18 protein-coding genes and 1 pseudogene are annotated in these 19,312 nt (G+C 65.3%); 15 read left to right on the top strand and 4 right to left on the bottom strand.

Annotated features, from left to right (window positions below):
* Window positions 1–373: 373 nt before the first annotated feature.
* From QOC76_RS30530 to QOC76_RS30520, 3 genes and pseudogenes are all read right to left on the bottom strand, one after another.
* Window positions 374–1,606, bottom strand: a complete 1,233-nt coding sequence (locus QOC76_RS30530) for an IS110 family RNA-guided transposase (RefSeq protein WP_526363638.1) — start codon at window positions 1,604–1,606, stop codon at window positions 374–376.
* Window positions 1,607–1,668: 62 nt separating this feature from the next.
* On the bottom strand, window positions 1,669–2,046 hold the full coding sequence (locus QOC76_RS30525; RefSeq protein ID WP_526363636.1) for a hypothetical protein: 378 nt from the start codon (window positions 2,044–2,046) through the stop codon (window positions 1,669–1,671).
* 71 nt (window positions 2,047–2,117) lie between these two features.
* Window positions 2,118–2,410, bottom strand: a pseudogene (locus QOC76_RS30520) (RpiB/LacA/LacB family sugar-phosphate isomerase); the annotation flags it as partial.
* A 54-nt stretch (window positions 2,411–2,464) separates the two neighbouring features.
* Between QOC76_RS30520 and QOC76_RS30515 the strand changes: the two are divergent.
* The 9 genes from QOC76_RS30515 to QOC76_RS30475 all read left to right on the top strand — a co-directional run bounded on the left by QOC76_RS30515 (window position 2,465) and on the right by QOC76_RS30475 (window position 12,693).
* Window positions 2,465–3,259 carry a GntR family transcriptional regulator gene (locus QOC76_RS30515; RefSeq protein WP_526363634.1) on the top strand — a complete coding sequence of 265 codons (795 nt, stop codon included), beginning with the start codon at window positions 2,465–2,467 and terminating at the stop codon, window positions 3,257–3,259.
* A gap of 63 nt (window positions 3,260–3,322) precedes the next feature.
* Window positions 3,323–4,810 carry an amino acid permease gene (locus tag QOC76_RS30510; protein ID WP_526363632.1) on the top strand — a complete coding sequence of 496 codons (1,488 nt, stop codon included), beginning with the start codon at window positions 3,323–3,325 and terminating at the stop codon, window positions 4,808–4,810.
* Window positions 4,807–5,907, top strand: a complete 1,101-nt coding sequence (gene hisC, locus QOC76_RS30505) for a histidinol-phosphate transaminase (RefSeq protein WP_526363630.1) — start codon at window positions 4,807–4,809, stop codon at window positions 5,905–5,907. The genes QOC76_RS30510 and hisC overlap by 4 nt, the downstream gene beginning before the upstream one ends.
* 30 nt (window positions 5,908–5,937) lie before the next feature.
* The gene (locus QOC76_RS30500) at window positions 5,938–7,464 is read left to right on the top strand and encodes a xylulokinase (RefSeq protein ID WP_526363628.1); all 1,527 of its coding nucleotides are present in this window, start codon (window positions 5,938–5,940) and stop codon (window positions 7,462–7,464) included.
* Complete coding sequence (locus QOC76_RS30495; protein ID WP_526363626.1) at window positions 7,461–8,120, top strand: HAD family hydrolase; 660 nt, start codon at window positions 7,461–7,463, stop codon at window positions 8,118–8,120. The genes QOC76_RS30500 and QOC76_RS30495 overlap by 4 nt, the downstream gene beginning before the upstream one ends.
* Window positions 8,121–8,160: 40 nt before the next feature.
* The gene (gene hisN, locus QOC76_RS30490; protein ID WP_526363624.1) at window positions 8,161–8,940 is read left to right on the top strand and encodes a histidinol-phosphatase; all 780 of its coding nucleotides are present in this window, start codon (window positions 8,161–8,163) and stop codon (window positions 8,938–8,940) included.
* Window positions 8,941–9,021: 81 nt separating this feature from the next.
* The gene (locus QOC76_RS30485; protein WP_526363622.1) at window positions 9,022–10,413 is read left to right on the top strand and encodes an acyl-CoA dehydrogenase family protein; all 1,392 of its coding nucleotides are present in this window, start codon (window positions 9,022–9,024) and stop codon (window positions 10,411–10,413) included.
* Window positions 10,414–10,450: 37 nt separating this feature from the next.
* Window positions 10,451–11,665, top strand: coding sequence for an acyl-CoA dehydrogenase family protein (locus QOC76_RS30480; protein WP_526363620.1), 1,215 nt, complete (start codon window positions 10,451–10,453; stop codon window positions 11,663–11,665).
* Window positions 11,666–11,694: 29 nt separating this feature from the next.
* On the top strand, window positions 11,695–12,693 hold the full coding sequence (locus QOC76_RS30475; protein WP_526363618.1) for an oxidoreductase: 999 nt from the start codon (window positions 11,695–11,697) through the stop codon (window positions 12,691–12,693).
* Between the two features lie 266 nt (window positions 12,694–12,959).
* Here QOC76_RS30475 and QOC76_RS30470 read toward each other — a convergent pair whose 3' ends face one another.
* Window positions 12,960–13,928, bottom strand: a complete 969-nt coding sequence (locus QOC76_RS30470; protein WP_526363616.1) for an alpha/beta hydrolase — start codon at window positions 13,926–13,928, stop codon at window positions 12,960–12,962.
* A gap of 307 nt (window positions 13,929–14,235) precedes the next feature.
* Between QOC76_RS30470 and QOC76_RS30465 the strand changes: the two genes are divergently transcribed.
* From QOC76_RS30465 to QOC76_RS30440, 6 genes are all read left to right on the top strand, one after another.
* Window positions 14,236–14,805: a TetR/AcrR family transcriptional regulator gene (locus tag QOC76_RS30465; protein ID WP_526363614.1), complete on the top strand. Its 570-nt coding sequence runs from the start codon at window positions 14,236–14,238 to the stop codon at window positions 14,803–14,805.
* A gap of 39 nt (window positions 14,806–14,844) precedes the next feature.
* Complete coding sequence (locus QOC76_RS30460) at window positions 14,845–15,276, top strand: hypothetical protein (RefSeq protein WP_526363612.1); 432 nt, start codon at window positions 14,845–14,847, stop codon at window positions 15,274–15,276.
* A gap of 50 nt (window positions 15,277–15,326) precedes the next feature.
* Window positions 15,327–15,716, top strand: coding sequence for a nitroreductase/quinone reductase family protein (locus QOC76_RS30455; protein WP_526363610.1), 390 nt, complete (start codon window positions 15,327–15,329; stop codon window positions 15,714–15,716).
* Window positions 15,717–15,799: 83 nt separating this feature from the next.
* On the top strand, window positions 15,800–16,912 hold the full coding sequence (locus tag QOC76_RS30450) for a homogentisate 1,2-dioxygenase (RefSeq protein ID WP_526363608.1): 1,113 nt from the start codon (window positions 15,800–15,802) through the stop codon (window positions 16,910–16,912).
* The gene (locus QOC76_RS30445; protein WP_526363606.1) at window positions 16,912–18,102 is read left to right on the top strand and encodes an alpha/beta hydrolase family protein; all 1,191 of its coding nucleotides are present in this window, start codon (window positions 16,912–16,914) and stop codon (window positions 18,100–18,102) included. The genes QOC76_RS30450 and QOC76_RS30445 overlap by 1 nt, the downstream gene beginning before the upstream one ends.
* A complete protein-coding gene (locus QOC76_RS30440) occupies window positions 18,099–19,301 on the top strand; it encodes a CaiB/BaiF CoA transferase family protein (protein ID WP_526363604.1) in 1,203 nt (400 codons plus the stop codon). The genes QOC76_RS30445 and QOC76_RS30440 overlap by 4 nt, the downstream gene beginning before the upstream one ends.
* Window positions 19,302–19,312: the final 11 nt, after the last annotated feature.

Genomic DNA, 19,312 nt, shown 5'->3' with positions numbered 1-19,312 from the left:
CGAGCACCAGGAACATCGGCGCGGTGACACGCCAGCGCTCGAGCCGGCGGGCCAGCAGCGACCACGCGACCAGGACGAGCGCTACCGCAATGACCGACGCCAGCACGGGCGCGATTGTGCCCGGTGCACCGGTCGTCCGCTAGCTTTCGCGCTGGCAGTCAAGGTTGACGTTGGACGTGGTTGATCGGCCGGGCGGGGTGCTCGGCTTTTCACGCGATGAAGAGTGCGTCGTGGTGGTCGGTGGGCCGTTCGTGTTCCGGCAGGCTGATTAGTCGCCGTGAGCGGCAGGCTTTCGTGTGCGCCGTGATGGCGGCCCAGGGCGAGCGGGCGGCAAGCTAGGTTGCGCCGTCGAGCGGCATAGCTGACATGGCCGTCACCGTTCGCCGCTGAGCCTTCCTTGACGATAGCGCTGTTCATCGAAGGGTTGTTGGGTTCTGAGTAGTCGGTATGCCAGCCGGCATGCGTGACGTGCGAGCGCGACGCGGGCCTGGATCGGGGCCATGCCACGGGACCGCAGTTCGGCGTCGCGTTCGGCGAATGACGGCGAGCATTGGGACAGTCCCCAGGCGATTCCCATCAGTGCATCGCGGTGCTCGGCCAGTCCCTGGCGCGAGATTCGGCCGCGTCGGTGCAACGTGGCCGACTGATAGAGCGCTGGGGCCAGACCCGTTGCCGAGTAAAGATGTTCAGCGTCGGCAAATCTCTCGATCGGAAGGCTGTACGCGGCGAAAGCCGCCGCGCGGGTCGAGGCAACACCGGGAAGGGTGGTCAGGATTTGGCCGTTGGTCTCGGCGAGCAAGGCCACGACTTCAAGGTCGATGGCATCGATATCGTCGCGGAGGCGGCGATAGCGGTCCAGGTCGCGGGCCAACCGGTGAGCGCGTTGATCGGCATCGGCCGGCGGCGGCAGACACCCGCGCCACCGCTGCAGCCAGTATTGGGCGGTACTGGTCGTCAATCGCCCCGGCGCCCGGCACAGCAGCGATCGCAGTTGCGGAGCCCGTCCCGAAAACGTCGCAGCGCATGCCAGCACCGCCAGACCCGTAGGCGTTTCCAACGCCAGGGACCGCCCATGAGCCGAGGGCGCTGACAATCCGGGACACAACGCATTGAGCTGGTCGTGCAACCGCTGCTGAGCGACCTTGCGGTCGGCCACCAACCCACGACGATGCCGGACCGCGGCACGCAGCGCCTCCACCGAGGCCTGCTGGCCGTATCGTCGACCGCCACCTTGGCGTGCCATGTACGTCAACGCCGCGCAGTCGCGATCGTCGGTCTTGAACCTGCCCGAACCCAGCTGCGTACGAGCCGATTTCGTCTCCGAAGGAGCGAACAGTCGTACCGAACCGGGATGGCGCCGTTCCAATTCGGTGACCCACGGTCGGTGCAGACTGCCCGTCGCCTCGATTGCGATCACGGGGGCATCGGGACCGTGCTTGTTCAGCGCCAGCTCCAGCTGGAAGATGCCTTCTTGCGAGACCGACAAAGACATCGGATCGGTGAGCATTCCTGCGCCGTTGCTGATCCACACGCGATTAAATGCCTTGCCTGGATCCACCGCGACGATCACCGTCGCCGGATCAAGCGCAACCTCCAACACCGACATGAGTAGCCTCCCTCCGAACCGGACCTCCTCTGAGGATCCGCCCAGTGACTACTCATGGCCTATCAGCTGTAGGGCGGCGGATTCATCGACGGCCCCGAGCCGGGGGGTGGCTCTGCCGAAGGTGCGAACGCCCATTTGTCCGGGTTGTTCGGGGCGTAGACGACGGGGAACAGCTGCCCCATCGTCGGCCAGTCGTTCACATCGACCTCGAGACGCTGGTAGACGACGTGCTCGTTGACGGTCGGGCCGTTGATGACCCCGGTGATCGTAACGAACTGCCGACCGGTCTCGTCGGGTCGTGGGCTGACACCGGTGACCACAAGGTTGCCCTGCGCCATCCCACCGGGCCGGCCCCGCATACCGCGACGACGCATGATCCACGGGGCCGCGATTAGAGCAATCGCGCCGATGAGCAGCACCAGCATGCCGAATTCCCACACACGGCCATGGTAGGACTGCCATGACCTCGGTCGCGGATGACCTCGCTCTTGTGTGTAAGTGCTCGTACTGGTCAATTATCGCGCTTCTCGGCCGATGCGCTGTGTACGTCGAATTCGTAGCCCAGCCATTCTCTGCCAGCCTGCGGGCCAGTTCCAGCCCCACCACCTGCTGCCCGAAGCACAGCACCTGCGCGTTGTTGGAGAGCACCGAGCGCTCCACGGAGAAGCTGTCGTGAGCGGTGACGGCGCGGATTCCGGGCACCTTGTTGGCGCTGATCGCAACGCCGAGACCGGTGCCACACACCAGCAGCGCGCGGTCGGCCTTGCCCTCGGCGACCATGCGAGCAGCCTGGACGGCGACATTCCGATTCGAGTCTCATCCATTGACAGCCCCTTGGTTGTCTGACATCTTACAACTGTGGGTCAGGGGCCGGACATACGACGCGAGCAGCGGCAGTTGCTCTCAGAAGAGGTGCGCCAGCAACTCGCGACCGAAATAACCAATGGCACATACGCGCCGAACGAGAAGCTGCCGTCCGAACCGGACTTCGCGAAGCGCTACGGCATCAGCAGACCGACACTGCGCGAGATTCTCAGTGGGCTCGAGCGCGACGGATTGATCCGTCGCGTGCATGGTGTCGGCACCTTCGTGACGCCCAAGCGGACACGTGTCCACAGCGTCCTCGACCTCGACATCGGAGTCACAGAAGCGGTCACGGCCGCGAAGGCCAACCTCAATGTCGAAGTCATGGAGGCGAAGGTCGGGCCGATCAGGGCATGGATCACCGCCGCGCTCGAGCTGCCCGAAGATGCCGAAGCCTTCAGAGTCGAGCGCCTCATCCGCGTCGACGGAGTGCCCGCAACCCACGGCTTCGACGTGATCCCACTCAGCATCCTCGAGGCAGCGGGGTCCCCTTCCTATGACGGCGGATCGATCTATCAGTATCTGGAAAGCCGATGCGGCGTCCATCTTGTCGGCGGCGTCGCGGAGATCTCACCGGTTGTCGCCAGCGTTCGCTTGGCCAAGATGCTGGACTGCCCGCGCAACAGCCCCCTGCTGCGCCTCGAGCAGACAGAACGGTCCGCGGGCGGTGTTCCAGTCCTGATGTCGCAAGAGCACTACGTCCCCGGCGTCTTCAGCCTCACAGTGCAGCGCCTCCGCCGCGACCGAACCGATGTCGCCGGTAGGCGCAATCCGCAGGACAAAGGCTGACGCACGTAAAGGCAACCCAACCGATTAAGCACCGCTAATACCGCTGAAGAAAGTGAGTCCGGCATGGCCGATGACCAGTTGTCCAGGACAGCGGAGGCGGCGACGTCTGCCTCCGACGAAGACGAGTTACGGGCCTTCGGCTACGAACCACAGCTCGAACGGTCGATGGGGGCGTGGAGCTCGTTCTCGATCTCCATCTCCTGTATGTGTGTCACCGCAGGCGTTTTCACCACCTTCGCCTACTCGCTGGGGATGATTGGACCTGTCTTCGTGTGGACATGGCTCATCGTCTCTATCGGCCAACTCCTTGTCGCGTTGGTACTGGCCGAGTTGGCGGGCCGCATGCCGATCAGCGGCTACGCCTATCAATGGACCAGCCGACTGATCAACTCACACTACGGATGGTTCGTCGGATGGGCCGGATTGATGGCCTTCATCCCCGGCTTCACCGGGCTCAACTTCGGTTTGGCGCCAATACTGTCGAACAGGTTGGGAATCGAGATAACCCCGACGTCGACGCTCATCGTCGTGCTCATCGTGCTGGCGTCCCAGTTGGCCATCAACCTGGCCGGCGTCCGGATCGCCTCACGCATCAACAACGCCGTCGCCTTCACCGTCGAGATCGGCCTCTCCATCATCCTGACCGCGATCCTGCTGATCGTCGGATTCATCACCAATCCGGTTCAGAGCTTCAGCTTCCTAACCACAAGCTCCGTCGCGGAGGGCAACGGCTTCACAACGGCGTTCCTGCTGTCGGGCCTGCTGGCGATGTGGGTTCTGACGGGCTTCGAGGGCGCCGCCGATCTCGCCGAGGAGACGAAGTTGGCCACCCGCCACGTCCCGAAGGCCGTGATCCGCTCACTGATCTTCGCCGTCGTCGTCGGCTTCTTCATGATCGTCGGGCTGACCATCAACATCGACAACCTCGCGGATACCGTCGGCGCCGACGTTCCGGTGGCACACATACTGGAGACCGCGCTTGGGACCACTGGCGCAGCCATTTTCGAGGCCGTCGCGATGATCGCGCTCTACGCCGGCGGGTTGGCCAACATGGCGGCCGCCAGCCGGTTGATGTTCTCGCTGTCGCGCGACAACATGCTGCCGGGTTCGTCGGTCTTGAAGGCGGTGTCGCCGAAGACGAAGTCGCCGAGCGTAGCGCTACTGGTGGTGGCCGCGTTCAGCTTGATCCTGGGACTGGTCGGCACGTACGGCTCATCACAGGCCATGGCGCTCATCGTCGGCATGGCGGCGCTCGGCTACTACGCGGTGTACGGGCTGACCGTCATCGCCGTCATCGTCGCCTCCAAGCGCGAAACATTGCCCACCAAAACGAGTTTCGACCTCGGCCGCCTAGCCGGTCCGGTGCGGATCGCCGCGCTCGTGTGGTGCCTTCTAGTCGTGCTCTGCCTCACCGTTCCCGAGCTGAACCATCAGACCGCGCTGACAGCGGGAGTGTTCTTCGTTCTGGCAGGCATCTGGTACGCGGTGATTCTTCGTAGTCGTATCAATCGTATGCAGGCTGGCGTACCCCAGGGAGGTACCGTCCGGTGAGCCACACAGTAGACCGCTTCGTCAAGCAGGGATTCCGCAGCGCTGCGCCCTACAACGCCGAACATCACGACTTCGCTTGGCAGCATCGTCAACTCGCGAGAATGATGTCCAACGAATGCCCGATCCCGCCGTCCGAGGGAGTCCGGGCGGCGGTGCGGGAGGCCTTCGACATCGGACATCTCTACCCCTATTCGGGCAAAGATCTCGTGGCGGCCCTGGCGCAGTACAACTCCGTGCCGCCGGAGTCGATCGTCCTGGGCAACGGTTCTACGGAAGTGCTCGACGTCCTAGTGCGGTTGCTGGTCGGCCCCGGCGACGAGACGATAATCGCGTCGCCCACCTATGCGTTCTTCGAGAGCCAGACGCGTATCAACGGCGGCGTTCCGAAAGCCGTGCCGTTGACGTCCTCGTGGGATCTGGACGTCGAGACCATGCTCGGCGCCATCACCGACAGCACGAAGATCATCTTCCTATGCAGCCCCAACAACCCGACCGGAAAGGGTTGGCGCAGAGACCAGCTCGTACGCCTGCTTGACACCGGCATCCCCACGGTGGTCGACCAGGCGTACCTTGAGTGCGGCTACGCCGAATCATTCGCACCCCTTGTCGCCGACCATTCGAACCTCGTCGTCGCGCGGACCATGTCGAAGGGGTTCGGGCTGGCGGCGTTGCGCGTCGGCTACTTGATCGGCGACCCCGAACTCATCGACATCGTCCAACGGGTCCGGATTCCATTCAGCATCAGCTTGATGGGCATCTGGGGCTGTCTGCAGGCACTCGCCGAACCGCAAGAGCTGAAGCGGCGACGCGAGTTCATCAGCTCGGAAGCCGATCGGTTGCACGCGGCGATGCAGAAGATGGAAGGCGTCGAATCGTATCCCTCCGACGGCAACTTCGTCCTGGCTGACATCTCCGCGAGCGGTCGGCCCGTCTCGGCTGTCGTCGACGCACTCCTTGCGGAGGACATTCTGATCAGGGCCATGGGTGCACACGGGCTGAAGGGGTCCCACGTGCGGGTGACGGTCGGGACCATCGAGCAGAACGACCGGTTTCTCAAGCTGTTCGAAGAGCTTCTCCTGCCCGTCGGCCAGGTGTAGGTTCTTGAACCCGGGTGAGCGGAGACTTCGATGAGCCCGCACTTCCTGGCGTTCGACATCGGCACCAGCGGCGTGAAGGTCGTGGTGGTCGACGCCGACGGCGCGCTGCTGGACAGCTCCTACCGCGGCTATGGCATTCAGATGGTCGGCGACGCCGGCGTCGAGCAGGATCTCGACCTGATCATCAGGTCGTTGCTGGATGCCGCTCACGAATTGCTGAGACGAGTAACAGGCGCTGGTGATACTTCCGTCTCCATCGATGGGATCAGCGTCACCGCCCAGATGTTCAATCTCGTGGCGGTCGACGAATCAGGCAAGCCGTTGATTCCGATGATCAGCTGGCTCGATCAACGCGCTGAGGGCGCTGCTCGGGCGCTGGCCGAAATCATGCCGCCCAGTGTGCAGTTCAAGCGTTTCACCGCGGTCGTATCCGCCAAAGACATCGTGCCGAAGATTCTCTGGCTCCGTGACACTCAGCCCGAGCTGTATGCCCGCACGGCCAAGCTGTTGGACTGCAAGGAAGCTGTCGTCCTGCATCTCACGGGCATGGCGGTCACCGATCACGCCGGGGCATCGGCCTATCGGCTTTTCGCCCATGACACCCGCGACTGGGACAGCGACGCGTGTGAGGCGGCGGGGATAGATCCCGACAAGCTTCCCGCCGTCCGCGCCGCTACTGACGTGGCCGGTCGGCTCTTGCCCGATATCGCGCATCGACTTGGCTTGCCCGCCGACGTCCCGGTGTACGTCGGCGTCGGCGACGTGCCTGCGAGCCAATTGGGCTCTGGCGCAGTCGATCCGGGCGATCTTCACGTCAGCCTCGGCACGGCGGTGTACTTCGGCTTGATGATGTCCGAGCGGCGCGTCGATCCGTGTCACCAACTTGGGGCACTGGCGCACGCCGAGGCCCACCAGTGGATCCTCTGGCTCGAAATTGCCACCGGCGGTGCGGCGCTCGTCTGGGCGGTGCGCATGCTGGGGCTCGGCGATCCCGGCTCGGTGGACTACACACAGGTGGAACAGATGGCGCGGGACAGTGCACACGATATGGACGGTCTGTTGTTCGCGCCCTGGCTAAGCGGAGAGCGCGTACCGGTATTCGACGACGCTGCCCGCGCCTCGTTCGTCGGCCTGAGCTTGCACCACGGACCAGGACACTTCCTGCGCGCCGTCATGGAGGGCGTGGCCTTTCAGATGCGGTGGGCACTGCAGTACGGGCTCGACTACGGAGAGAAGGTCAAGAGGATCCGCGCGGTGGGCGGCGGATCGATGGGATCGGTGTGGACTCAGATCATCGCCGACGTCCTGGAGCGTCCGCTGGAAACCATCGCCGCACCGCAGGATGCCGGGGCGATCGGAGCCGCCGCATGCGCACTGGTTGGGAGCGGGGCCAAACCCGACTACTCGTTTCTCGCCGACCGGGTGGCGGTTACCCATACCTATCTACCCGATGCGGGCCGTTCGCGCGAATACTGCGCCCGGTATGCCCAGTACAAACGGCTCTACGACGCCCTCTATCCGATCTATCACAACATGCGAGATGAGGCTCGACGGTGACACACCGCTGCGTGGTGTTCGACCTCGATGGGGTGCTGGTGATGTCCGAGCACTTGTGGGAGCAGGGCTGGGAGTCGGTGTCGGCCGAGCACGGCTACCTCTGGCTGTCCGAGGACACCAGGACGTGCCAGGGCAAGAGCGTCCCCGAATGGGCCCGCTACGTCAGTCAACGCACCGGCATGGACGAACAAGCCGCAGCTGAAGGTGTCATCGGTGTGGTCGCGGCGGCGTACGACCGCGGCCAGGTTCCGCTTATCGATGGAGCCCTCGAATTGGTGCAGGCCGCCGCGGCGAGAGTGCCGGTGGCGTTGGCCTCCTCGGCGCCCCGCACGATCATCGACCGGGTAATGATGACTACACCCGTCGGCGAGTACTTCCGCGCGACGGTTTCCAGCGCCGAGGTGGCCGCGGGAAAGCCCGCCCCCGACGTCTACCAGGAAGCCGTGGCCAGGTTGGGTGCACGCAGCGCAGGCAGCTATGCGGTGGAGGACTCGAGCAACGGCATCCGGGCCGCCGCAGCCGCCGGGCTCACAGTTCTGGGCATGGAGCACCCTCAGTACCCGGTGGATCGCGACGCTTCAGGCCGCGCCGCCGGCGTCTACCACAGCCTCGAAGACGTCACCGCCGTGCTGGTGGGTTTCCTCGACGGACGCTAGCTCGTCATCCACCACACGGGGCCATGGTAGGACTGCTGCCATGACCCAGGTCGCAAATGATCTCGCCCTCGCGTTGGAGATGGCCGATGCCGCAGACGCACTGACCTTGGACCGGTTCGGTGCACTCGATCTGCGTGTCGACACAAAACCCGACCTGTCCCCGGTCACCGACGCTGACAGATCAGCCGAAGAGCTGTTGCGCTCGTCGCTCGCCGCGCATCGACCCGACGATTCGGTTTTCGGCGAAGAATTCGGTGGCACACCCGCTTTCAGTGGTAGGCAGTGGGTGCTCGATCCGATCGACGGAACGAAGAACTTCGTCCGCGGAGTTCCGGTGTGGTGCACGCTGATCGCCCTGCTCGTCGACGGCACCCCCGTCGTCGGCGTCGTCAGCGCCCCCGCGCTCGGACGCCGGTGGTGGGCAGGCGCTGGCGAAGGCGCGTTCACCTCCTTCGGCGATGCGAAGCGGCGCATCTCCGTCTCCGGAGTCGATGACCTCGCCTCGGCCAGCCTGTCCTTCTCCGACCTCACCGGGTGGGGTGACCGCCGATCGCGTTTCCTCGACCTCACCGACGAGGTCTGGCGGGTACGCGCCTACGGCGATTTCTGGTCCCACTGCCTGGTGGCCGAGGGTGCCGTCGACATCGCGATCGAACCTGACCTCAAGCCGTGGGACCTCGCTCCTCTCGACGTCCTTGTGAGGGAGGCGGGCGGCACGTTCACGAATTTCCACGGCGAGCCGGGCCCACACGGCGTCAGCGCGGTTTCGACCAATGGATTGCTGCACGAAGCGGTGCTGGAGCGGTTGCGCGACGTGTGAGACAAGGAACATTCTGTTCTATCTTACTCCGGAGTAAGATAGAGTGATCGGCACTGGCCCTAGGAGCGAGGCTGCACACAGATGACCAACACAATCGACCGCACGTCCGCGCGCCCACCGAAGAAGAACGGGCGGGAAAGCGCCGTCGGACAGCACAAGCACAAGCGAACCCCGACCGACATCGGCCTTGCGTTGATCACGCCGATCGTCGGGCAAGAATTCCTGGACCGCTACAACCTGCGCGATCCGCTGAACCGCGGACTCAAGTACGGCGTCAAGCAGGTCTTCTCCGTCGCGGGCGCCACCAGCCGCCAGTTCAAGAAGGTGTCCGGCTCCAAGAGCGGCCCGACTCGGCTGAAAGCCAGCGGCGCCGACTACTTCGACCTGACGCCCGACGACGACCAGAAGATGATCGTTGAGACCGTCAGCGAGTTCGCCGAAGAGGTGCTGCGGCCCGCCGCGCGCGAAGCCGACGAAAATGCCGTCTACCCAGCCGATCTCGTGGCGAAGGCCAACGAGCTGGGCATCACCGCCATCAACATCCCCGAGGACTTCGACGGCATCGCCGAACACCGTGCCGCCGTGACGAACTCGTTGGTCGCCGAGGCGCTTGCCTACGGTGACATGGGCTTGGCGCTGCCGATCCTTGCGCCTGCCGGCGTCGCATCGGCGCTCACTCACTGGGGCAGCGCCGGTCAGCAGGCCACCTACCTCAAGGACTTCGCGGGCGAGAACGTGCCGCAGGCCTGCCTGGCGATCACCGAACCGCGGCCGCTGTTCGACCCGACCGCGCTGAAGACCACGGCCGTTCGCACGCCGAGCGGCTACCGCCTGGACGGCGTCAAGTCCCTGGTGGTGGCCGCCAAGGAAGCCGAATTGCTCATCGTGGCAGCGCAATTGAACGGCAAACCCGCTTTGTTCATCGTCGAGTCGTCGACGAAGGGCGTGACCGTCAAGGCCGACCCGAGTATGGGGATCCGCGCCGCCGCGCTCGGCAAGGTCGAGTTGAACAACGTCACGGTGCCGCTGTCCGCGCGTCTCGGTGAGGACGCCGCGACCGACCAGGACTACTCCGAGGCCGTGGCGCTGTCGCGACTCGGCTGGGCCTCGCTGGCCGTCGGCACCGCTCACGCGGTGCTCGACCACGTGATTCCCTACGTCAAGGAGCGTCAGGCGTTCGGCGAGCCGATCGCCCACCGCCAGTCGGTCGCGTTCATGTGCGCCAACATCGCGATCGAACTCGACGGCCTGCGGCTGATCACCTGGCGCGGCGCGTCCCGTGCCGATCAGGGCCTCTCCTTCACACGTGAGGCCGCGCTCGCCAAGCGGCTCGGCACCGACAAAGGCATGCAGATCGGCCTGGACGGCGTCCAGCTGCTCGGAGGCCACGGCTACACCAAGGAACATCCCGTCGAACGCTGGTACCGCGACCTGCGCGCGATCGGCGTCGCCGAGGGCGTCGTCGTCATCTAGCAGACTCGTCACTCCTCTAGGAACGGAAAACACTTTCATGGCAATCAATTTGGAACTTCCCCGCAAGCTCAATGCGGTGATCGAGATGGCGCATCAAGGTGCCGCCGAGATGCTGCGGCCCATCTCACGCAAGTGGGACCTCCGCGAGCACGAATACCCGGTCGAGCTGGACACCCTGGCCACGTTGTTCGAAGGCCTCTCGGCGGCGAACACGATCGCGTTCGCCGGTGCAGAGGCTTTCCGTGACGCCGACGAGGCCAAAGCAAGCAATCACAACGGCGGCAACATGTCGGCCGTCCTCAATGTGATGGAGATCAGTTGGGGCGACGTCGCATTGATGCTGTCGGTGCCGCGTCAGGGTCTGGGCAACGCGGCGATCAGCGGCGTGGCCACCGATGAGCAATTGGAGCGGCTCGGCAAGGACGTGTGGGCCGCGATGGCCATCACCGAACCGGGGTTCGGCTCCGACTCGGCTGCGGTGTCGACCACCGCCAAGGTCGACGGCGACGATTACGTGATCAACGGCGAGAAGATCTTCGTCACCGCCGGTTCGCGCGCCACCCACATCGTGGTCTGGGCGACGCTCGACAAGTCGTTGGGCCGCGCGGCGATCAAGTCGTTCATCGTGCCTCGCGAGTACCCCGGCGTGACCGTGGAGAGGCTCGAGGACAAGCTCGGCATCAAGGCCTCCGACACCGCCGTCATCCGCTTCGACAACGTGCGGATCCCGAAGGACAACCTGCTCGGCAGCCCCGAGATTCAGGTCGAGAAGGGCTTCGCCGGAGTGATGGAGACCTTCGACAACACCCGGCCTGTCGTCGCCGCCATGGCAGTCGGCATCGCCCGTGCCGCGCTCGAGGAACTGCGCAAGATCCTCGAGGCCGCAGGCGTGCAGATCTCCTACGACAAGCCTGCACACGCCCAGAGCGCCGCGGCCGCGGAGTTCCTCCGCATGGAGGCCGACTGGGAGGCCGGTTATCTGCTGACCGTGCGGTCCGCATGGCAGGCAGACAACGACATCCCGAACTCGAAGGAAGCGTCGATGGGCAAGGCCAAGGCGGCCCGGGTAGCCACCGACATCACGCTGAAGGCTGTCGAAATGGCCGGTACCACAGGCTATTCCGAGGAAACACTGATGGAGAAGTGGTCACGCGACGCCAAGATCCTCGACATCTTCGAGGGCACGCAGCAGATCCAGCAGCTGGTGGTGGCGCGCAGGCTGCTTGGCCTGTCGTCGGCCGAACTGAAGTAGCTCCCATTGCCGCGACGTAGTGTCGGGGAATGGACAATTTCCAGGCACTGGTCGCCCGCAAGAACGACGATCGCATCGACTGCGCGGTCGAGGCCCTGGCGGAGTCCGACCTGCCGCCCGGCGAGGTGACGATCCGGGTGGCCTATTCCAGCGTCAACTTCAAGGACGCGCTTGCGGTGACACCCAATGGCGGTGTGGTGCGCGACTATCCGATCGTGCCGGGCATCGACCTTGCCGGCGAGGTGGCTCAGTCTCAGTCACCCGATTTCGCCGTCGGCGACGCGGTGCTGGCCCACGGCTACGAGATCGGCACCGGCCGCCACGGCGGCTACGCCGAGTACGCACGCGTGCCCGCGGACTGGGTGGTCCCACTCGGCTCGTTGAGCGCCCGCGACGGCGCCGCCATCGGCACGGCCGGGTTCACCGCCGCGATGAGCGTGCAAGCGCTGATCGACTGGGGCATCAAGCCGGACGACGGACCGATCGTCGTGACGGGCGCGACCGGCGGCGTGGGCTCGGTCAGCATCGACCTGCTCGCCGCGGCGGGTTACGAAGTCGTGGCGTCGACGGGCAAGGCGGAGGCAACCGAGCGTCTCAAGGCGCTTGGCGCGGCCGACGTCATCGGCCGGCTGCCCGAGGACCCGGACGCCAAGCCGCGACCGCTGGGCAAGACACGATGGGCGGGCGCCGTCGACTGCGTCGGCGGTAAGACGCTGGCCGACGTGATCAGCAGCTTGCGCTACGGCGGTGCGGTGGCGGCCAGCGGCCTGACCGGCGGCCCGGGCTTGAGCACCACCGTGATGCCGTTCATCCTGCGCGGAGTGTCGCTGCTGGGCATGGATTCGGTGCAGATGCCGATCGGGCCGCGCCGCGACCTGTGGCAGAAGCTGGGCGGTTCGCTACGGCCACAACATCTCTCGGACATCACCAACGACGTCGACGTCAAGGATGTGGTCGGCGTGCTCGACGAGATCGGGGCGGGCCGCCACAGCGGCCGGGCCGTGGTGAAGGTGGCCGGAGGGTTCTGATGCGTCGGTTGGTTCTGGTCGGCCTATGCGCCACCGCACTCGCCACCGCGCCGACAGCGGCGGCCGATCCCGATGGCGGAAACTCCGGTTACCGGCCCTACGGCGACGGTGTGCCGACCGTCATTTCGGGCGGACCAGCACCGACCATGAACGGCGTGCCCTGCGTCGCGGGCCATCTCGGTACCTGCATCTCCATGGCACAAAACCGATCCCCGCCGAGGAAACCCTCGACGGGGATCGGTGACAGTCCAACGATCAGGCGTTGACTACCCGAGGAACTTCTCCATATCGGGCTTCATCTGCTGCAGCTGCGCGCCCCAGTACTCCCAGCTGTGTGTGCCGTAGTCCGGGAAGTTGAACACGGCGTTCTTGCCGCCCGCGGCGACGTAGTTGTCCTGGAAGGTCCGGTTCGTTCGGATCGTCAGGCCTTCGAGGAAGGTCGCGGGCAGGTTGGCGCCACCCAGTTCGTTGGGTGTGCCGTTGCCGCAGTACACCCACAGGCGGGTGTTATTGGCCACCAGCGCCGGAATCTGGATCATCGGGTCATTACGCTGCCATGCCGGATCGGACTGAGGGCCCCACATCGGGTCGGTTGAGTAGCCACCCGCGTCGCCCATCGCCAGGTTGATCAACCCCGGCCACTGACCCTCCGACGGGTTCAGGAACGCCGACAGCGAACCGGCGTAGACGAACATCTCCGGGTGATACACCGCCAGGATCATCGACGAGTTGCCCGACATCGAAATACCGACCGCGGCATTCCCGTTCGTGGACACACCCTTCTCGCGGGACAGCCATTGGGGCAGTTCGGCGGTCAGGAAGGTTTCCCACTTGTAGGTCTGGCAGCCGGCCTTGCCACACGCCGGCTGATACCAGTCGGTGTAGAAGCTCGACTGGCCGCCGACAGGCATGATGACCGACAGCGAGCTTGGGTAGAACCACTCGAACGCCTGGGTCTCGAGGTCCCAGCCGTTGAAGTCGTCGCGTGCGCGCAGACCGTCGAGAAGCACCACCGAATGCGAGCCGCTGCCCTTCTGGAACTGGATCTTGATGTCGCGGCCCATCGACGGGGACGGAACCATCAGGTATTCCACCGGCAGCCCCGGACGGGAGAACGCGCCCGCCGTAGCTGATCCGCCTACGACCCCAATGATCCCTGGCAGCAGCAGTGCCGCCATTGCGGCAACAGTGATCCTGCGCGCCCAACGGCCTCGGATTCTCTCAACGAACGTCATAACTGCAGTCCATCCATCTGTCGGTTGTCGCGTAACGCCTACACCCCGCGAGCGAACGTCGCTCCGGCGTTGCAGCATTGTCTCCACTGCGCCGCCGCGTCCGCCCTGCCTAGTCCGAATGGACCAATTGAGCGGACCGAGTGATATCAGTTGTGCGCTGTTGAGTAAAACATGTGACCAGTGCAGGAGAAAGCCCGGCGGCCACCCTGTGCCCTATTCGTAAGCGAAATTCGGCGTGACGCCAGAGACAATTTAGCCAGGCCGGCCGCGCTGCCTGCGGACCGGGCCCACCGTATCGTGACTTCTGATGGCCATCGACCGCACGGGGGCTACCACCAGTCGGTTAACTGTCGACGACTGGGTCCAGGCCGGCTTCACGATCCTCGCCGAAGACGGCATCACCGCGCTGAAGATCGATCGCCTGTGCAGCCGTCTCGAGGTCACAAAAGGCAGCTTCTACTGGCATTTCACCGATATCGCCGGTTATCGCGCGACGCTTGTCGACGCGTGGGGCGAATTGCGCGACGACGACCGCCGCCATTTCGCCGACATGGCCCGTATCCCGCCCCGGGAACGGCTCTCGCAAATGATGTCGTCGTTGTTGAGCACCCGCCACTGGACGCTGGAGCGGGCCATGCGCGAGTGGGCCAGAACCGACGATGCCGTCGCCGCCAGCGTCAAGGCGGCCGACCAGCGGGTCCTCGACGCCGTCCGGCAGGCCTTTGTCGACGACGGGTTCGATCAAGAGGACGCCGACCTGCGCGCCAACGCCACGTTCGCCGCCGGAATCGGGTTCCTGCATCTATCCGGCCAAACGCCGAATACCCGTGGAGTGGCCCGCACGGAGCGCTTCCTCGACCTCATGCTGACGCACTGAGCGAGTCTCCATACCTAAAAGTATGGTAACTTCACGGCCATGACCGCTGCTCCGGCCACCGTGCCGGACATCAGCCCCGATTCCGTCGTCGGCCTCGCCGAACGTGCGCAGGAAGCCGAAGGGCTGCGCAGGCTGCCCGCGGCCACTGTCGACGACTTCGTCGCATCGGGTCTGGCCGACTTGCTCGTCCCGCTCCCTACGGCGGCATCCAGGCCCCACTGGGCGGCGATTCTCGACCCGGTCCGCCGGATGGCCCATGGCTGCGCGTCGAGCGCATGGACGCTGGGCTTCTACATCCTGCACAACTGGATGATGGCGCTGTCGGCGAGGAGGCAGGAGGAGGCCTTCGCGATGCGCCCGTTCCTGGCCCCCGCGTCCCGGGTCGCCAGCAGGCGGCGTCGGGCGCCGGCGCCCACTTCCTCGATCACCCGCTGCAGCGGATTACCAGCCGCGAGCCTGCGGGCGCGCTGATACTGGGAATGAAAACGTCACGAACTGCAATGATCTGATTTGGGGGAAAAATGGCCGATGACCTGCGCGACCGGATCACGACACTGTTTCAGAAGAACGTCGCGAACCGCTTGATGCGAGCGTTGCCGTTTCAAACGCTGCTCGAGACGAAGGGTCGAAAGTCCGGTGAGCCGCGCCGGACACCACTCGGTGGCAGCAAGGTCGGTAACGAGTTCTGGTTCGTCTCCGAGTTCGGCGAGAACTCGCAGTACGTGAAGAACATCAAGGCCGACCCGAACGTCCGCGTCAGGCTGCGCGGCCGCTGGCACAACGGCACCGCGCACCTGGTGCCCGACGACGATCCGCACGAACGGCTGCGTTCGCTGCCGCAGCTCAACAGCTTCGGTGTGCGCACCTTCGGCACGAATCTGCTCTCGATCCGGGTCGATCTGACCGACTAAGCGTTGACTCGGCGCGCCCGAGAAAAGTAACGTCGGATTTACTTTTTTGTTGCACCCGACGTCGACGCGCACTGGAGTGGACCATGGAATCGTTCATTCACCTGCGGAAAGGCACCACCCCGCGGCGCCTGCACGCCGACCTGGACGGCCTGAAAGACGACGAACTCGGCCGCGGCGGGTTCACCGGCCGCACGGCCAACATGTACCGCCGCAACGACCCCACCGCCTACCGCAGCACGGGCCCGCTGCGACCCGTCGACGTGCTGGCCGGTGAGCTCAAGCCCAGTGACGCGACCGATGGCGCAGGCGGCCCCATGCTGCTGTTCTCCAACGCCGACTGCCAGATCTCGCTGTCGCGACGCACCGAACCCATGCCGTTCTTCGTCCGCTACGTCGACGGGGACCTGTTGTCCTTCGTGCACAAGGGCACCGGCGTGCTCGAGACCGAGTTCGGCCCGTTGCGCTATCGCGAGGGCGACTGGGTGTACATGCCGAAGGCGTGCACGTTCCGCCAGGTGCCCGACGACGAGTCGGTGCTGTTGATGATCCAGACCACCGACGAACTGCGGGTGCCCCCACCGGGCACGCTGGGTAGGCACTTCCCGTTCGACCCGTCGCAGGCCGTCATCCCCGACCCTGCGCCCATGGACGCCCCTCCCCCGTCCGCCGGCGACACCTATGAGGTCCGACTGATCCATTCCCCGATCGACGGGGTCGGGACGACTTCTCTTCTTTACGATCATCATCCGCTCGACGTGGAGGGTTGGCGTGGAGACAATTTCCCATTCACCTTCAACATCGCCGACTACAACGTGGTGACGTCCGACAGCGTGCACCTGCCGCCGACCGTGCACCTGTTCATGCAGGCCACCGGCGTCTACGTGATGAACTTCCTGCCAAAGCCCGCCGAGGGCGTGCCAGGGACCGAGCGCACACCGTGGTATCACCGCAACGTCGACTACGACGAGATCGCGTTCTTCCACGGCGGGACGCTCTACGGCATCCCGATGCCGCCCGGCCTGATTTCGCATGTGCCGCAAGGCGTTCACCATGGCGCGCCGGAGAAGGCCCGCGAGCGTGCGCGGCGCAAGTTCGACGAGTACGACAGGGTCGACTGGTCGGTGATCGCCATCGACACCCGTCGCAGGCTCGTCCCGTCCGACGAGGTTTTGGCCAACGATTTGGGGCAGCACTGATGACGACGACCGAAGCACCCGTCAAGTACGAGTACGACCGAATCCCCTATCTCGTTGCCTACCAGAATAATTCGGCGGTGCGCGACACCTACGGGGGCATCGCCGAACTGGTGGTGATGGAAAGCTATCTGCTCAGGCCGAAGACCAAGCCATCAGATACCGTGCTGGTGTTCATGCACCCGATCGGCGGCGGGGCCTACCTGCCGATGATCAACGCGCTGGCGCGCGCGGGTCATCACGTTATCTACTGCAACAGCCGCTTCCGCGGCACCGACTCGGCGCTGCTGATGGAAAAGGTCGTCGAGGACCTCGGCGAGGCCGTCAAGGACGCCAAGAACCGGCTGGGGTACTCGAAGGTCGTGCTCGCCGGCTGGAGTGGTGGCGGTTCGCTGTCGGTGTTCTATCAGCAGCAGGCGCAGAACCCGACGATCACCGCGAGCCCGTCCGGTGACGGCCCGGACCTCACCAAGCTGGGCCTGACCCCCGCTGACGGCATCATGCTGCTGGCCGCCCACGTCAGCCGCCACGGCACGCTCACCGAATGGCTGGACGCGTCGATCCTCGACGAGTCGGACCCGGCCAATCGCGATCCCGAACTCGATCTCTACAATCCGGACAACCCGAACCAGCCGCCGTACACGTCGGAGTTCCTCGAGCGCTATCGAGCCGCACAGATCGCCCGCAATCGGCGGATCAGCAAGTGGGTCAAGGAGAAACTGGCGGAACTCAAGGCCGCTGGCCGGCCCGATGACGAGTTCGGCTTCGTCGTGCACGGCACCATGGCCGACCCGCGCTGGCTGGATCCCACGGTCGATCCGAACGAACGGGTGCCGAGAATGACCTACCTAGGGGAACCTCAGGTGGTGAACAACAGCCCCGTTGGGCTGGCGCGGTTCTGCACCCTGCGCAGTTGGCTGTCTCAGTGGAGCTACGACGACGCCAACGGCGACGCCGTCGCATGCGGTCCCGACATCGCGGTGCCGACCCTGGTGATCGGCAACCTGGCCGACGATGCCTGCACGCCAAGCCACACCCGACGCCTCTTCGACGCGATCGGGCATCCTGATAAGGAGATGCACGAGGTCACCGGCGCAAACCACTACTACTCCGGCCCGGAGCAGCGCGGGACGCTGCGTCAGGCCGTCGGCATCTGCACGGACTGGCTGCACCGGCACGGGTTCTCCCTATGACGACGGGTCCGCTGGACGGCATCAGGGTCATCGAGGTCGGCACGCTGATCTCGGGGCCGTTCGCCGGCCGACTGCTGGGCGATATGGGCGCCGCGGTCATCAAGGTGGAACCGCCGGGAGCGCCCGACCCGTTGCGAACCTGGGGACAGGCCGAACTCGACGGCCACCACTTCTTCTGGACCGTGCACGCCCGCAACAAGAAGGCCGTCACCCTCAACCTGCGCGAACCCGCGGGCCGCGAGATCTTCCTCGACCTCGTCGAGCGCTCCGACATCATCGTCGAGAACTTCCGGCCGGGCACGCTCGAGAAATGGGGTCTTGGCTACGACGCACTGGCGGCCCGCAACAAGGGCATCATCCTGGTTCGTGTCTCCGGTTACGGCCAGACCGGACCCGAAGCGCACAAGGCCGGCTACGCCTCAGTCGCGGAGGCCGCCAGCGGGCTGCGGCACATGAACGGCTTCCCGGGCGGGCCGCCGCCCCGGCTCGCGCTGTCGCTCGGCGACAGCCTTGCGGGCATGTTCGCCGCGCAGGGTGCGATGGCCGCGCTGTACCGTCGTACCGTCACCGGTGAGGGCCAGATCGTCGACACTGCGCTGACGGAATCCTGTCTGGCAGTCCAGGAGTCGACGATTCCCGACTACGACGTCGGCGGCGTGGTGCGCGGGCCGTCGGGTACCCGCCTCGAGGGCATCGCACCGTCGAACATCTATCGCAGCGCCGACGGCAGCTGGGTGGTGATCGCCGCCAACCAGGACACCGTGTTCCGGAGGTTGTGCGCGGCGATGGGCCAGCCCGAGTTGGCCACCGACGACCGGTTCGCCAATCACGTTGCGCGCGGGCGTAATCAGGACGAGCTGGACAAGATCATCGGCGATTGGGCGTCCGAACGCGGCCTCGACGACATCGTTGCCACGCTATCGGAAGCCGGGGTGATCAGCGGGCCGATCAACACGGTGGCCGAGGTCGTGGAGGATCCGCAGCTGCGGGCCCGCGGCATGATCGCCGAGCACTATGACGAACGAATCGGCCGCAACGTCCTGGGACCCGGTGTGGTGCCGGTCCTTTCGGAGAGCCCGGGAACCATCCGCACGGCGGGCCCGGCGCACCCCGGTCAGCACAACGACGAGGTCTACCGGGGGCTGCTGGGCAGGACCGACGCCGAATTGGAGTCATTAAGGGAAAGGGGCGTGATTTGAGACCGCGCACG

The sequence above is a fragment of the Mycobacterium sp. genome (assembly GCF_032159565.1).
In the GTDB taxonomy this organism is placed as follows: domain Bacteria; phylum Actinomycetota; class Actinomycetes; order Mycobacteriales; family Mycobacteriaceae; genus Mycobacterium.
This window is presented reverse-complemented; position numbering and strand designations above follow the sequence as displayed.

Bases quoted from the DNA above. Each gene is read 5' to 3' on its own strand.
- QOC76_RS30530 (WP_526363638.1), bottom strand. From the start codon at position 1,606: ATGTCGGTGTTGGAGGTTGCGCTTGATCCGGCGACGGTGATCGTCGCG.
- QOC76_RS30510 (WP_526363632.1), top strand. From the start codon at position 3,323: ATGGCCGATGACCAGTTGTCCAGGACAGCGGAGGCGGCGACGTCTGCC.
- QOC76_RS30460 (WP_526363612.1), top strand. From the start codon at position 14,845: ATGACCGCTGCTCCGGCCACCGTGCCGGACATCAGCCCCGATTCCGTC.
- QOC76_RS30445 (WP_526363606.1), top strand. From the start codon at position 16,912: ATGACGACGACCGAAGCACCCGTCAAGTACGAGTACGACCGAATCCCC.
- QOC76_RS30480 (WP_526363620.1), top strand. From the start codon at position 10,451: ATGGCAATCAATTTGGAACTTCCCCGCAAGCTCAATGCGGTGATCGAG.
- QOC76_RS30450 (WP_526363608.1), top strand. From the start codon at position 15,800: ATGGAATCGTTCATTCACCTGCGGAAAGGCACCACCCCGCGGCGCCTG.
- QOC76_RS30440 (WP_526363604.1), top strand. From the start codon at position 18,099: ATGACGACGGGTCCGCTGGACGGCATCAGGGTCATCGAGGTCGGCACG.
- QOC76_RS30485 (WP_526363622.1), top strand. From the start codon at position 9,022: ATGACCAACACAATCGACCGCACGTCCGCGCGCCCACCGAAGAAGAAC.
- QOC76_RS30455 (WP_526363610.1), top strand. From the start codon at position 15,327: ATGGCCGATGACCTGCGCGACCGGATCACGACACTGTTTCAGAAGAAC.
- QOC76_RS30500 (WP_526363628.1), top strand. From the start codon at position 5,938: ATGAGCCCGCACTTCCTGGCGTTCGACATCGGCACCAGCGGCGTGAAG.
- QOC76_RS30475 (WP_526363618.1), top strand. From the start codon at position 11,695: ATGGACAATTTCCAGGCACTGGTCGCCCGCAAGAACGACGATCGCATC.
- QOC76_RS30465 (WP_526363614.1), top strand. From the start codon at position 14,236: ATGGCCATCGACCGCACGGGGGCTACCACCAGTCGGTTAACTGTCGAC.
- QOC76_RS30470 (WP_526363616.1), bottom strand. From the start codon at position 13,928: ATGACGTTCGTTGAGAGAATCCGAGGCCGTTGGGCGCGCAGGATCACT.
- hisN (WP_526363624.1), top strand. From the start codon at position 8,161: ATGACCCAGGTCGCAAATGATCTCGCCCTCGCGTTGGAGATGGCCGAT.